General features: G+C 41.4%; 10 protein-coding genes. 7 read left to right on the top strand and 3 right to left on the bottom strand.

Annotated elements, in window-relative coordinates; translation table 11 throughout:
* The first annotated feature begins 2781 nt into the window (after positions 1-2781).
* The 7 genes from ACYVFA_RS06405 (at position 2782) to ACYVFA_RS06375 (ending at position 9628) form a co-directional block, all read left to right on the top strand.
* Positions 2782-3159: a PH domain-containing protein gene (locus ACYVFA_RS06405; protein ID WP_460470981.1), complete on the top strand. Its 378-nt coding sequence runs from the start codon at positions 2782-2784 to the stop codon at positions 3157-3159.
* A gap of 21 nt (positions 3160-3180) precedes the next feature.
* On the top strand, positions 3181-5580 hold the full coding sequence (locus tag ACYVFA_RS06400; RefSeq protein WP_460470980.1) for a hypothetical protein: 2400 nt from the start codon (positions 3181-3183) through the stop codon (positions 5578-5580).
* On the top strand, positions 5580-5840 hold the full coding sequence (locus ACYVFA_RS06395; RefSeq protein WP_460470979.1) for a hypothetical protein: 261 nt from the start codon (positions 5580-5582) through the stop codon (positions 5838-5840). The genes ACYVFA_RS06400 and ACYVFA_RS06395 overlap by 1 nt, the downstream gene beginning before the upstream one ends.
* A gap of 174 nt (positions 5841-6014) precedes the next feature.
* On the top strand, positions 6015-7091 hold the full coding sequence (locus ACYVFA_RS06390; RefSeq protein WP_460470978.1) for a hypothetical protein: 1077 nt from the start codon (positions 6015-6017) through the stop codon (positions 7089-7091).
* Between the two features lie 110 nt (positions 7092-7201).
* The gene (locus tag ACYVFA_RS06385; protein WP_460470977.1) at positions 7202-8305 is read left to right on the top strand and encodes a hypothetical protein; all 1104 of its coding nucleotides are present in this window, start codon (positions 7202-7204) and stop codon (positions 8303-8305) included.
* A gap of 28 nt (positions 8306-8333) precedes the next feature.
* Positions 8334-9137, top strand: a complete 804-nt coding sequence (locus ACYVFA_RS06380; protein ID WP_460470976.1) for a hypothetical protein — start codon at positions 8334-8336, stop codon at positions 9135-9137.
* A 236-nt stretch (positions 9138-9373) separates the two neighbouring features.
* Entirely contained in the window at positions 9374-9628 is a 255-nt protein-coding gene (locus tag ACYVFA_RS06375; protein WP_460470975.1) for a transposase, read from the top strand.
* Between the two features lie 95 nt (positions 9629-9723).
* On the opposite strand, the gene ACYVFA_RS06370 is transcribed toward ACYVFA_RS06375, so the two are convergent.
* The 3 genes from ACYVFA_RS06370 to ACYVFA_RS06360 are packed head-to-tail and all read right to left on the bottom strand — an operon-like array spanning position 9724 to position 14921.
* Positions 9724-10350 carry a hypothetical protein gene (locus ACYVFA_RS06370; protein WP_460470974.1) on the bottom strand — a complete coding sequence of 209 codons (627 nt, stop codon included), beginning with the start codon at positions 10348-10350 and terminating at the stop codon, positions 9724-9726.
* 12 nt (positions 10351-10362) lie between these two features.
* A complete protein-coding gene (locus ACYVFA_RS06365) occupies positions 10363-13815 on the bottom strand; it encodes a hypothetical protein (protein ID WP_460470973.1) in 3453 nt (1150 codons plus the stop codon).
* Positions 13815-14921, bottom strand: coding sequence for a BMP family ABC transporter substrate-binding protein (locus ACYVFA_RS06360; protein ID WP_460470972.1), 1107 nt, complete (start codon positions 14919-14921; stop codon positions 13815-13817). The genes ACYVFA_RS06365 and ACYVFA_RS06360 overlap by 1 nt, the downstream gene beginning before the upstream one ends.
* Between the last annotated feature and the right edge of the window lie 63 nt (positions 14922-14984).

Genomic DNA, 14984 nt, shown 5'->3' with positions numbered 1-14984 from the left:
ATAGACTTACCAAAATCTATGCTTAACTTTATTCGCCCCACAGGTTTTAGGCTTGACCCCCAACTTTTCAGTTTGATCCGGTTTTAGGCTTGAGCCTAACTTTTGGGATTGATCCCATTTTACAGAAGATGTTATGCAAATTGTTATGCAACTAAAACAAAAAAGCACTTAACATTTTTGCTAAGTGCTTGATTATCAGTGTGGGAGTTGAGGGATTCGAACCCCCGGCCCTCTGCTTGTAAGAAAGCTGACTTTTTCATAACTATATGCTTAATAGATATTTTTATCTGAGGAGACAAGATATTCAGGCTATGTGAGTTAGAAAACTTATTCTGGTAATGTGCTAAGCTATACTAACAAATTCATTCGTACCTAAATCTATTAAGTTTTCTAAGGAAAGAAATATGAAAAAACCGTATTCCTTTTTATTAATTCTATCCTGAATGCCATGTAGCAATACCAATAGAAGAGTAGTTTTAGATAAAACTTTATTATCGTCTGTAGAATTGATTTTAAAGCATCTACCACTTTTTCAGGAGAGGGATAAGACAGATTCTGATCTAAGTAAAGGTCGGTGTGCATGTGGCCGATAAATCCCACTCTGTTTCGTTGCCATTATTGATAAGAATAGTTCTGCAGCTCACCTGATTACCCGCTTCTATATCATAGAGAGTATATCACCTACCATCCACGAGACGCTCAAATCTATATTCAGTTCTTTGGCTGCTTACAATAAAAGGTCTGGAGCAGGTTTTATTGTAGTTACTATTTTTGCCATTCGAATGATGAGGACAATACCCTCTATATCAAATAATTTTAATAGATATTCTTTTAATCGCAAAAATTTTGCTCTGAAAAAAACCTAAGGCATACCTCATTGATTTGAAATAATTAATAGTACATATTTCCTTTGCCGCAAACGCCATAATGATTCAATCACATCTTTTTCGAGTTCAACGAGTAAGTGATCATTATTATAAGGGGCATCCGTTTAGTCTTGACACAGTTTAAAAAATAGTCTCAATTCATGCCGTTAGCATAGGAGGATTTTAGTTGAAAGTCTTTTTTGTAGTTTTAGCTTATATTATCATTAGGTATCTATAGCTATATTAACTAGCAACTTGAATTAAGTAAAATCTGTAAATTGTCAGTTTCACTTTAATCCCATCTGTAATATTAACAATTTTGATATTGTTATTTATCCATGACTGAAATCGAACTGTACCACTACAACTCATAGTTCGGTCGCAACAAGTTAATAACTAGCGAACACCTTTGTCTCATAATACTTCCTTTTTTAGTTTACAAACAGTTTCCCATTTGCTGAATGCCAAATAGCCGAAAATGGCGTCACGACACATAATCTGCTTTCAGTATTGAATTATATTTCAGTTAGCATTTATATCAGAAATACGATGGATACACAGACACAACCATCTCTGAAACGCGATGTTGCAAAGTTATTACTATTTTACTAGAGAGTGGAGTCAGCACGATTGCAGGTAGGTTAGCCGTAACTTTCAGAAATATATGTCGTGATTGATTTCCAATTTCAGATTAGGTAATATGTTAATCAAGTTCCATCTAATTCTAGTATAGATTGTATTTTTATCCAAAAAAGTACCGTATAATAGAAAAATTTGCATACAGTATTCAAACCCCATAAATTGAAGTATTTATAATAAAGATGGTTATGTTCTTGAATGTATGATAGTATTTGTGTGAAATAGAAAATAAATATTTTCATCCAAAACTATTGTATAGACAGCTTCTTTGAAAATTTGGTATTGCGACGATGCAATTTGGAAATTTAGGATAGGATTAAGGTAGTTACTCCCTCAACGTTTTTGGCAAAACTACTGACAATTAAGTAGTTATAGTAATACAATACCTATTCAATTTTCAATACCTTCATTATAATTTTTTTTGAGTACTATCGGTATTCTTTCACCTTCTGAAAGTAGAACTTTAAAGTAGTTTAATGGATAACGCCAAATACTTTATAATAATCTTGAAAGCCTCAACCATGAAGGAAAGAGCCTCTTTGGAAGTTGGATTTTTACTTGGGATTTTACCAAAGGATTTGCTCCTTGATAAAATACTCCCACTGAAATAGTTTACTAAAATTTCTGCATAATAGGTGTTGCGTATCTGTTGTTTTTAGCCCATTGTTAACAATTTTTGTAGAATGGCAATGAGGAAGGTTTATCGCTAAGCATCTCTGTTTGATATTTATTAGACACATTTATCAAAGTTACGCTTCATTGCTTCTCTTCTCAAAACTCTTCATACATTTCATTAAAATGCATCAAGATAATTTTAAATTAATAAAACAATGAAAACAAAATCTACTTTGTTATTTTCTCTATTTGTTATTGCTAGTCTTATAAATCAGCAGAAATACTAAAAGGTCTTAAATTGTATGAGGCACCCAACTCAATTAATAAATCCGGAAGAGTATATAGGTTAAAAAGTGAGAACAAAACAGATTACTTAATAGAATATTTATCAGTTGATTCCCAAATACAAGACTTTATTATTCCTGACATGGAAAAATGAACACCTTGGATGTTAGCAATTTTTTGTGGTTCATATCAAATAACTCAAATTTTACATCACAATAATTCTCTTTTATAAATTCCTCTTCACAAAAAGAGGGTTTGTAAAAGAAAATTTCCACCTCAGCTAAACTTCTGATTGACACAGGGAAAGATCAGTTGGTTTTCCTAACACTTTGTAACTATGCCCTGGCATTAAAGTACATCCTATAATTTTTTAGTTATGAAAGAAAAAATACTATTGATGAAGGACGAGAAGGAAATTTATCGGACGGGGTATCATTGGGTACAGTATTTAAGTTTCGCCGGTTTATCTACTTTATTCGTGATACCTCTCACCCGGCACTTCCTTGATCACTTTTTAGTCACCAACAAGCGGGTGATTGCAGAAAGATCGATGCCTGTACGTTCATTAGAGATCTGGCTTAATAGGGTACGAAGTATGGAGGTGAAGCAACACCAAATGGGTCGGCTTTTAGGTTTTGGAACGATTATAATCACGAGCACCGGGGGGAAGTCCGATCACTTGTTCTATATCAAGGATCCGCATCTTTTTTATGAGGCTTACGAACGCGCCCGTGCCGCGTCAAAAATGAAATAAGTAATAAAAAAATCTCTAACAATGTCACACACGCAAAATTTGGTCAATATGGAAGGCTTGTTATTATGGGATAATTCAGCATATGGCGAAAAACTCGCTGCAGTGCTGAAAAAAAAACTGGTCAGCGATAAGGCCGGTTTGGATCTTATCAAAGGTCAATTGTATCGTTATACCCATCTGATAGTCCTTTGTGAACTCAACTGGTCGATAACGGACGAAACCGTTAGCCGGCTGGATTTCGCGGGCATTCAAACTGTTAAAGCCCTGCGCAGCGAAAATGAAATGGATCTTCCAGTAATGTTCTTATCGTACGTTGATTTAGCAACCATCGTATCCGATCTAGATCGGGAGATCATACTTACAATAGGACACGATTTACTGCAACTACCAGCTTCGCCGGAAGACATCAATTTCGCTATTACCAAGGCTTTCGGAGAGGGAAAGCGGCTCAAAAAATTGTCTCCTATGGAAGCCAGCGATATCAAAAACTTTTATTGCAGCAAAGAGGGCGCACTAGAACATTTGCTACACTCACTGGATCAGTACCGTGTGGTTACTGTAACTCAGGAAAACAAAAAAAAGATCGAAAGCGAACTTGAGCAGGCCATCCTTAAAATACACACTTTATTTTCAGCAGACCCCTCCCAAAAGCTCATGGAATGGCAATGTATGTCAGAGGATATCCTCAAAGCTGATATGAACAAGCTCATCGATAAGATCGTAAAAATAGCGGAAGGCCTGCAGCACCGCTATGATGATGGCGTGCACGTAGGGCCAGGCCTTCATGTAAGAGCTGGTTATCCTTGGACAGTTATTTTTCTGGATGATGAGATCGATCATAACCATAAGATCATCAAAGCACTGCTTCGGCGGGGTGTCAGAGTCCTGTGTTCAGATAATGCGCATGATGCTAAAAAGCACTTCATAGAAAGTATGACCAGTAGCCAAAGGCCGATGGTGGTAATCGCAGATTACCGACTTACCGAAGTATGCGGGATGGTCAGAAAGCATCAAAAGGTGCAGGGTTATCAGTTTTTAAAAGAAATCGCCGGAACGGACCACTTAATCAGGCTCGTAGCATTCTCTAATATGAAGCGTAAATTCCTGATGAGTAGTTTCCATCATTTCAACATACGGACGGTCATAAAATCAAAAAAAGATTACCTGACGGATGACCAGATCGAGATCTTTTGTAATGAGATTATTGCACTCGCCGAAGAGAACTATGAAGCGGAGACGCTGATGCCTAGTGGTACATCGCCTTCCCAGCAAATCCTGTTCGATGCCTATAAAATGTACCGTATGCACCCAGCTTACGAAGAAATGGAACGACAGACTTCTTTTACAGCAAAAGATATCTGTGATTTTTTGCAGGAGCAAATCGATACAGGACAGGAACTGGAGATCGGACCTATTGCCCATATTAAGAGTCCTTTAGTTAAATTCAGAAAAAACGAACAGTCATACTTTCGCCGGCTTCAAGATTACCTGGTAGCCCGCCGCATAGCGCTCTGGCTCTACGCTATTAATAAAACTATACGTGGGCCTGGCTGGGACAGCAAAGAGACGATCCGTCAGATTGCTGAATTGCTGGCAGGTAAAAAATATGCACCGGAATCAGATTTCTACCGCGGAATAATGAACACGAATCTTGGACTGACGCTCGAAGATTTCCCCTTTAATATAATGGTAGAGGAACGCTATTTTTTGCATTATGAAATGGGGCTGGGTATCCTCCGTGACGTCAAAATCATTTTGCCCGCACTAGCCAAATGCGCCGGGTATTTTAAAGATTTTATTCATCAAACACCTTTGGTCAAAAATGAAATAGCAGCTCAGAAAGGCAAGCTGGGCTTTGTCTACAAAGGACAGAAAAACAATAGCAATAATCGGCGGGAGATCGCCTTCAGCCCTGAGGGGTTGCCGCATATCAAAACACCAGGGGAATTTAAAGAAACCTATTGGGTATTGCTGCAATTGGTTAGGGCCGATACAAAAGCTAAAGAAATGTTGGCCAAGACAGTGACTAGTATTTGTGAAGCGCTGCGTAAAGCGCTGGAAAAAAATCCAGGTCCGTATCTTTACGCGCTTTGCCAATACTTCAACGCGATTAATGCTCCCTACACTGCAGCCAAAAATAAGGAAGCTAAACATGGCCAGCCAGAGTTCGAGAAACTATTTAAAATAATCGCCGAAGGAAAGGATTTGAAAGACGGAGACTTTCCAAATTACTTGCGCCCACTTTATAGTTGTGCGTTTATGGCGTCTATCGATTTGCGGGACCAGAACCTTCCGATGACAGAAGACAATAAGAAATATTTCTTTGAACGGATACTGTTTCACCAAAGGTATGAGCACTACGACCCTATGATTGTACTAAGCAGCGATGAGCCTAGAAAGAAAAAAGTAATTGATTACTAATGAATGTAGTGAACAAATTGTTAGAAAAAGCTTTGGAGATCGCGCGCGCGCACTCAGGCCAAGTCGATAAAGCAGGCAGCGATTATCTTTTGCATCCTCTGAGAGTTATGCAAAAGATGCAAAGTGATGAAGAAAAAATGGTGGCACTGCTTCATGATGTTGTCGAAGATAGTGCCTTAGATAAAGCTGATCTGACTACCGCTGGGTTTTCCGAGCCTGTTTGCAACGCGGTCGAGCGACTTACCAGAAAAGCCGGCTAGTCCTATGAAGAATATATTGCAGCGATCAAAGCCGATCTGCTGGCGACCCAAGTCAAACTAGCTGACCTAGAGAATAATATGGATTTATCTCGTCTGCCAGTTATCCGACCGAAGGATGAGACCAGAAAAAAGAGGTATCAAAACGCTTACGATTTCTTAAAAAATAACCTGACGATGGAACCGAAAAAAAAGACGATCCTGCTGATGGATAAAAACTATAGCCGTTATGTATTTGAATTTGATCAGATTAGCCATAAGAATGACTTCTTACTGATCCCAGTTAATAGCATTAATGCTGGCCTAGATCATTTGGCCGCGCATTCGGATCAGGTAGTGGCAATTCTATTAAGCCTAAGTTTTAATAAGGGTGAATATGAGGGTTTGGTCGCCCTGAAAAAGATCAAGGAAATGGATGTCCATTTACCAGTAATTCTGCTGATCTCAGGCAATAAGGAAGAGGAGCTGGCAAAAGCAGCCGAGGGCTTACATATCGGCGCGTTCAGCTACATGATTAAGGAGCGTTTGGACATAGTCTCGCTTTTCCATATTCTCAAAGTGGCAGTGGCACAATATTTTCAAAACCGGGAGGTCGGCCGTTACCAGAACCTCAAAGAATCATTCTCTGCTAAAGCGGAAATTTATCAGAAAATGGTCTATACCGCGGAACTGATCCTTGCAAACAACCTGGAAGAGCGATTGTTGTTTAGCCCGCTGTTTGAAAGCCGGGTGAAAACATTTGAAAGCTTTTATAAAAAAATTCTCAAAAAAGAGATCACCGAAGGTCCGATCACCGAACCCTACCACCGCTTTCATGATCTGGCTGGCCTAAGGGTCATCACTTACAACTCGGAAGATATGGCCGCAGCAGTAGCGGTGTTGGAACAAAGTGAGGATTTTATCGATGCCAAGGGAAGTTCAGCAATCCAAGCCGATTACAAAGATACAGATGAGGGTTACAGAGCTGCACATTTCGACCTCACGCTTAACCCAGCCAAGCGTGCAGGCTTGGCAGAATACCACCCACTAATTGGGCTGACATTTGAGGTTCAGGTCAAAACGATCTTTGCACATTCCTGGAGTAAGATATATCATAAACTCGGCTATAAAGAAAACTCCTCTAGTATTTTGGCAGGAAAGTTACAAGAGCAGCTCAAACTGGATTTTAAGGATGCTTCAGTCACACTTGAAAAGATTGAACAGGAAATTAATGCTCTCTGCCTCCGCTATACCGGCCCAGCCGAAATCTCCTAACAGACGCTAACTACCCCGGACCGCATGAGTGGAAACTTAAATTTTTTTAACATATGTGGTTCGTAAAATCTTGGATCTATAAAGGTCGATATGGCAAACTGCCATTCAAAATGCGGAACCTGACTGAAAGCTTTCAGGAAGAGTGCAGAGAAGCGATCAAAGAGAGCTTCAGTGCTATCACCGCGAAATTGCCCGCCATTTGGGTGAGAGTCAAATTAAAGGATGCTAAACAGAAAATGCATGATCATTACTTGGACATCTTTGGACGTCCGGCTCCTATGAAGCAACCTCTCTTCACCCAAAACGAAATCGTTAAATACCAACAACACAAGCTTGCCTATGCAGGAGCCTTGGTGTTGATGCTCTTATTCGAGACTTTCCTGTATTCAATGATCAAAAAAATCCTGCTATCAAAAGATATGCTGGCGCAGTATCCAGGTATCGAGTTCGCCGTGGGCTTTTTCTTCGCCTCTATCTTCGTGGCGATGTTGCATTTCGCATTCAAATACCTCTGGGCCTATTTTGAAGCCAAGACCATTGTCGAGACCGAACAATTGGATTCATTGCAATTGAAGCACTTCCGCCGCAATTATCAGCTAGCTATAATCTTGATTAGTATCTTTATCCTGTCTAACCTAGCCACAGGATACTTGCGGGCTATTTTTTTGGAACCTCATTCCAAAAATGCAAGTGAATCGGCTAATCTGGTGCACATCGCTTTCCTGTTATTCTCAATCATGATCACATTTGGTGTTGCTGTTGTAATGGCCATACTGGAAAAAGAGATCGGTGAAAAATCGGAAAAGATCAAGGTTTTCAATAACTGGAAGCGCCAGCAGAAAGAGCGTAAGAAATACAACAGTCAAATCAAGGCTATGCTGAAAAAGTGTCTGGACCGCAAGGATCTGCTGATCGAAAATTACTGGAGCGTGATCAAAGACCTGCAGCGGGTTTTTGAAACTGAAGTTGACCAAGACAGGGCGGCACTGTATGCAGAACTGGAAGAGCGTATCGCCAATGGTGAGCTGAACCTCCAGCATCTGAACGAGCCAACCTATCAAAAATACTTGGCCGTGGCGGCAACGCGTCATGAGTTGTTCGAATATGGCATCCAAATGGATAAAGGTCTGCAAGACACCTTGCTCGATCTGCAGGTAAAGGTGGCCGATATCGAGGCTTTCGAACAAAAAAATACCGAGAACAAAGAGAGCTGATCAATACCAGATTTAATATAATAAAGATATGAAAATAAAAACTACTCACAGTTTGCTAGCGGTCATAGTGGCCGCTGCCTGCTTCCTGTACTCTTGTAAATGGGGTACGGTTAAAAACACCCTGTCAGGGCGCAGTATTCTTTGCCTGATCGATTTTTCCGATGCCAGTACCTCTGCAGAGCGCCTGGATTTTTATCGGGAAGTGATCAAAAAGCATATCCTCCCTGCCCTGCAAGCAACTGACAAGCTAACAATCATTCCGATTGACAAAGCATCAATAACCAATGCCGCTGATATCCTTAACAAGGATCTGACCAAGCTTAACTTTGTGCCGGACGATGTAAGCCCTATAGAAGAGGACGAGATCATGCAGAAAAACCTACACTTGTATATAGATACCTTGAGCCAGATGCTGGACAAAAACATGGATGATGCAATCGCTAACCGCAAATCAATCAACCATGGTACCGATATTTTAGGTGCGATAGAAGTACTGAAGGGCAAACTCAAAAAGGAGGACGATAATTACATTGTGTTTTTCAGTGACATGATGAATTGGGGGCCGGAACTAAAAATGGAGCCGCAGGATAAAGCATTCAATGCTGCTACCTTAATTTCCTACTTGGATAAAACGGCGCTGCTGAAATTGGAACGCACTACGGCGCTAGTACTGACAGGCGAACAGAACGAGGCTGATCCCACACATTTTAAGCTGGTTCGGGAATTCTGGACGAAATATTTCGAACGCTGTAAGATTACGCTATATGATTACAGCTCGGCTTCACCAGCCAAACTGGATGAAATGATGGCCCAACCACTCAGTAAACCTTAACTGTAACTACAATTTAATAAAAGAAGCTGCCTCAAAAAGGCAGCTTCTTTTATTAAATGGGTCCGATAAACCAGTCATAGATGCTCTTTTATGTGGACGGAGGAAGACCAGATTCGAAACAGTTAGCTTAAGACATTATACAATCTTCAGATATCAACTTCTCATTGTAAGTGAGTTAGCCTGAAAGACTTTAACAGGCTTTATTCAGACTTATAGAAGCTATTAGGCTGTCAATTGTGCGGCTGGAGTCAATCATAAATCCGGCACTAACAGAATTATATATTAATGTTAACTTGCAGGTGCATAGACGAACTACAGCAAAATTACTTAACATAGAGAAAGGTATTAAAACACGAAAGAGGCAGTGTTGTGAAGTCGAATCGGTTTTTGCAAATATCAAACAGAATCATGATTTCTGTCATTTTATGCTCCAGTGTAAGGAAAAAATGGCAATTGAATATTGCCAAAATATAAGAATGAAAGCAGCCTGAAAGAGTCTACTGTCTTCAAAATCCTCCGGATGACATTTTAATAAATCTCAATAAAAAGAACCTATCCCATTCAATTTTGAGACGACTCATTAAAATCAGGCACCTAATAAAGCGACACGAAGTTCTTTCTGTGCGGCTATAAATTCAGGCATGAAAACGCAGTCCTCTGTCTGATCGGCCCAGGCTTTTTTAAATTTATTGAAAGCAGTGAGATAACGATAGGCTTCTTCGGTTTCTATTAACGCAGCAGGCAATAGTGCTGGTATGCTTGCTGGCAGCTGGCATTGGTGCAAAAGTTCCACTTTTACAGCTACCTCCCGGTTCAAAAAAAACTCTTGTATCAATGCTTCGGGCGTTAATGGCACACTCGCAAAATGGATATTTTTGATGGTCGCGATGATTTTCGTGTAATTGGCTTTGCCGCTGTTGAATGCCGAATAACGGCGGCTGAATAAAGCCGGAGCCATTGTTCTGAACTCTACATCCAGTGAAACGGTACTGCCGATATGGTACAATAAGAATAGCTCCTCGTCATCCCCGGCCAATGTTTGTATTTGCCGCAGGACGGCGGCTATGGTCGCCGACTTATCCAGCAATGATCGTGACTCAATGACAAGTGCAGAGGGTTCCAGTATAAAAATATCTGGATAACTGCTTGAAGGATTGCTGATCTCCATATCTTTCAACTCTTTGGATTTCGGAAGGAAAAATACTTTTGACATAATAGTGCGGGATCAAATCGTTAATAAATTATTGATTAAGGTCTGTTTACCGATATTTTCAGGGCTGACTAGGCAGTGCAGGATATTGTTAAAGGAAATGAATTTAAAATCACCTTTATAAGTGATGACATCTCCTCCGCCAGAGGTAATGAAGACAAACGGGAAGCAGCGGTTCAGTTTTTCCAGTACAGCTTCCGAACTTTGCCCTTGCCAGTAGCGATCCAAGGATTCTTTGTTCAGAAAAGTACGGTGGATCACGACAACATCGTAAGGTAATTTGCTGATATCCTCCACATCGGTCAGTGTGCAGGGTTTTTCATGTAACAGGTCAAAATTTAGGGTTGTCGTACATTGATCTTCACCGACATTGATCTTAACCCAATGATCTTCCGGGCCATCAAGGACATTTTTTTTGATCGGTACCTCATTCAGGTGCGAGGTAACCGCAATATTAGAAGCCCAATAACTATCCAAATTATGGACCTTGGTAGTTTCTTCGTCAAATTTCGTCAAACTTTCGGTGTAACACCCATACCAGAATTTCCCTATCGCTGCTAGGGGATAGATTTCACTTCGCTCGAACCTTTCGGCGGCAATATCCAGAATGCGTTCGTCGATAATCAACACTCTCGCTAGACCAGCCTCGGCTAGCTGATATGGAAGGGTCCAGAATGGTTTGGAGTGGGCATGACGAACCAGCGCCAGGTCCAACGAGTTCTTACCGAAAGGAACATATGCACTGGAAGAAATAAATGAATGATTAGCTGGCAGGCCCGCGTTACTAAGACCACCACCGTGGTGATCGTAAAAAACTTTCGGATAATTGTCTGAAAGTGAACGGATATCTTTTGACCCTCCAGCATCGTCATAACCATAACCATACTGAAAATCCAGCACAGAAGATTCAAAGCGGGCATCCTCCAGCCCTGCGATTTTCTGTTCGCTATAAATGATTACTTCTGATTTATGACCTGGACCTATCTTCCAGCGGCCTAACCAACGCTGCCAGCAAAGTTCCATCAGCGCTTCCGGATTTGATTCTGCAGATATAGGGTCGATCACTAAAAATTTTCGAGGATATTGCTGCTGCTGCCAATATTGTTCCGTCGCTGCGTTATCTCGTTCTACCAGTATACGGGAAGGCAACCAGTTGGTATATCGGCAATCTTCCAGTAACCTTGGTAGCTCTTGCTCTTTGATTAGACAGAATGAATATGGTACCACTGGCTTGACGCTCCGGCAAAATGTTGCTGCATCAGAATAATAGGTGAATGCCGGAATTTGTATATCAGGAGTATAACCGATAAGGCAAAGATCTTTGGGCTTCAGTATCCTGAAAGTATAGGACAGTTCGCCCTTTGGCCCTAGTCTAATCTCAAACAGTTCTTTGCCAACATCCCGGAATGGTTTTTTATTCAGCAGCCCGGCGCATATCTTAAAATCAATAATGCCAAGGTCTTTTTGTGCGATTGCATTATTTTCATCCATGATATCACAATTTTGTTTTTCAAGGAAGGATGAATCTACCCGCGACACATTATCGGAGATAGTCAGTTGGTAGGCATCCTGATCAAGTTCGTCGAGCCGCAACTCCACCCGAAGCTGGTCCACCAGTCCTTTACTCCTATCTTCTGGCGTAGGATTACGTTTGAACCGTGCTTTTTGATGTTTGGCTGTATTACGGATAAAGTTCTCCAGTATAGAAAAAATGATATGGACATTCGGTAGTGCGATGAGCGTGTCTTGTCCATGTATCTGCATCACCGCGCCTTTATTGTCTCCCGCAGCAAATGTCCCGTCATAGGGCAACTGACCAGGATAGGCTAGTCCCCCAAAACTGACACTAATCGGCTTTCCGTTGATGATGACCGCGATCTGGATGTCACAACCGCCACCCTTGTTATAACCTATTCCTTCGCTGCGGCAAAGGTTATCCTGTATCAAGACATTTTCGATAAACGGAAGGATGGTTTGGGCATAAAAAAGCATAGGCCGAAGGGCGCTGTCGGGATCACACAAGAATTCGTTCCGTTCGGTAATATAAACATCTAAGCGACCCTTAAGAATATCCAGGCGTTCAAAACTCAATTCAGTACCACAAAGCTCCCGATATCTGCGACGGATCTGTTCTACGGACACGTTGACCATTACATGGCTACCGATATGGTGTGAAAAATTCCTTGATAAAATCTTAGTTTCACAATTCTTGCTAGCATGCAGCTTAAGTTCCTTTAGCATTTTAGAGACCTGCATGGTTTTGTGAGCAATACCACTTACAAAATTAGGGTCCATTTTTAATCGGGCCAACTCGTTGATCAGCAGTTTGATGATTTTGACGCGGCTGAGATGCTTTTGATCGCGCAAATCATGCAAATCTTGAATTGTCCCCACTACAAAGGTAGAATACTGGGTACCATCCACCTCGTCTTCAAGATACATGAGCGGAGTGGCAAAGAAACTTCTGCATAGAGTCTCATCTTTCCTTAGGTGCATTTCTCCCTCGATATTGAAGCGGACACTACTCAGCGACTGCAGAGCCTGACGACTGCTCAGCAATGGCACCAATTTATCTTGTTCGTTTCGGAACCGCCATTGGCCCAATTCTTCCCTTAAGATCTGGACGATATTATCCGCACTTCCTTGTTTTTGGAATTTATCTGAAAGAATCGTAGCCTGTAGCAGGTCGCCAAGCACTTTATTAGGATGCCCCATTCTGCTAATCTCAAGACTCAAGGCGGGATGGTCCTTGTCGCTTTCTTTGAGTATCCAAGAAAGCATACGGTCGTAACGTTCGCTAAAACCCGGCACTACCTTCTTGCGGAAGCCTTTCCAGATCATCCAAGATCTTTTCCTGTTCGGTGCTGTTTCCTTCTTCAGGTTGAAACCGAGCAATTCGAATAACTCATGGGCCGTTGCCCAGTTGTATCCGGGATAGCCACTTTCAGGAGGGCAAAGTAGGTATAGCAGAGAAAAAACGGATAGCTCACCATCTGCTACCAACATAAAGCTATTTTGGGCTTCTTCATCTGAAAGAGAAATCTTTTTAGAATTTATATTCTTGTTAAAAAGTTGGCTGAAAATGCGTACGAATTCCGGCTCAACGGCTTTATGCCTTACATTTTTGAAGTGAGCGGTGTGTTCATCTGCATTTTTTTCCTTATCACCGTTTAAAGCATCCCGGTACCACTCTAGTTTAATGATTTTGTTATCATCATAGGGAACCAATTTTTTGTCGCCATTTTCCTCGACCAACCAGGGCGATACATGAAAACTGCCGTTTGGACTGACTTCCGACGAATAGATATAGAATTGGAAAAGACCAATTTCTTTTTGAAAGATCTCGAAAGCTTTCTCTGTTTTCTTCCGCAACGTCAGAGGGTATCCCGAGTCGTCTTTTGACTTATGCAGCAAGCGATACTCAAGAACCATATTTAATAAGTCGAAATATTTCCGGAGATTTGTCATTATTTCGTAGGAATAGATCCGACAACGCCTTCTACAAAATAGTTCATGCTTTCCATCCAAGCAAATGTAACTTCTTGCCCTGGTTTGAGACGAATATTGCCTTCTCTGTCCTTCAAAGGGGCCTGAAATACGGCCAGTTTGCCATCCACCATTTGCTTTTTGGTAGCCAGCACTTCGTCTTGAACGTTCTTAGGAACATTTTTCCCAAATGTAGAAAGATCCACATAACCGCTGCCTATACCGGTTCTTATTTGAGATGTTTTCCAGGTGCCGTTAGCGACCGACTTGGCGATATCCAGGTAAAGCTTGCCCCAATTCCATTTAGCGCCGGTGATCCATCCATTGGGCGCAAAACTGCTTACGTCAGCGTGATAACCTACTGACATCACACCTGCCTTCTCTGCAGTTTGTACGACGGTGATGGGACTATCTTCATGCATGGATAATACATCCGCCCCGGCAGCAATCAGTTTTTTTGTGGCTTCGGCTTCTATGGCAGGGTCAGACCAGCTACTAGTCCAGATCACGCGCACAGTTGCTTTGGGATTCACAGAGCGGGCACCCAACGTAAATGCATTGATATTTCTCAGGACTTGCGGTATGGGAAAAGCCGCGACAAAGCCAAGCACATTGGTTTTGGTCATTTTTCCGGCCGTAATCCCGGAGAGATACATCGGTTCGTGTATATAGGCAAAATAAGTACCCAAGTTGTCAGCATTCTTGAATCCGCCGCAGTGCATGAACACGACATCAGGATGTTTGGCAGCCACACGAAGTGCTGGTTCAAGATAACCATAGGAGGTAGGGAAGATCAGTTTATTACCGTCTGAGATTAACCGTTCCATGACCCTTTCTACTTCGGCGCTTTCAGGCACCTTTTCCACGATGGTAGTTTGCACCAGTTCCGGCGCTTGTTTTTCCATATACAGACGGCCTTCATTATGGGCATAGTTATACCCCCAGTCCTGCGCAGGCCCGACCGTAATGAAAGCGACTTTCAGCTTTTTATCATCTGCTGTACTTTTTTTCTGACCGTTTTGGCCGCAGGACATGAACACCAGCACTAATATTGCTACTGCCCAGTAAGAAAATTTAAAATTTTTCATGATTTTATATTTAAAATATGTACTATTATTGACTTCGGACTTAGTTAGTAGGTGTTAGGAATT

This window comes from Emticicia fontis, assembly GCF_054779675.1.
Note: the sequence above shows the minus strand (reverse complement) of the source record. Positions and strands in the feature narration are given on the sequence as shown.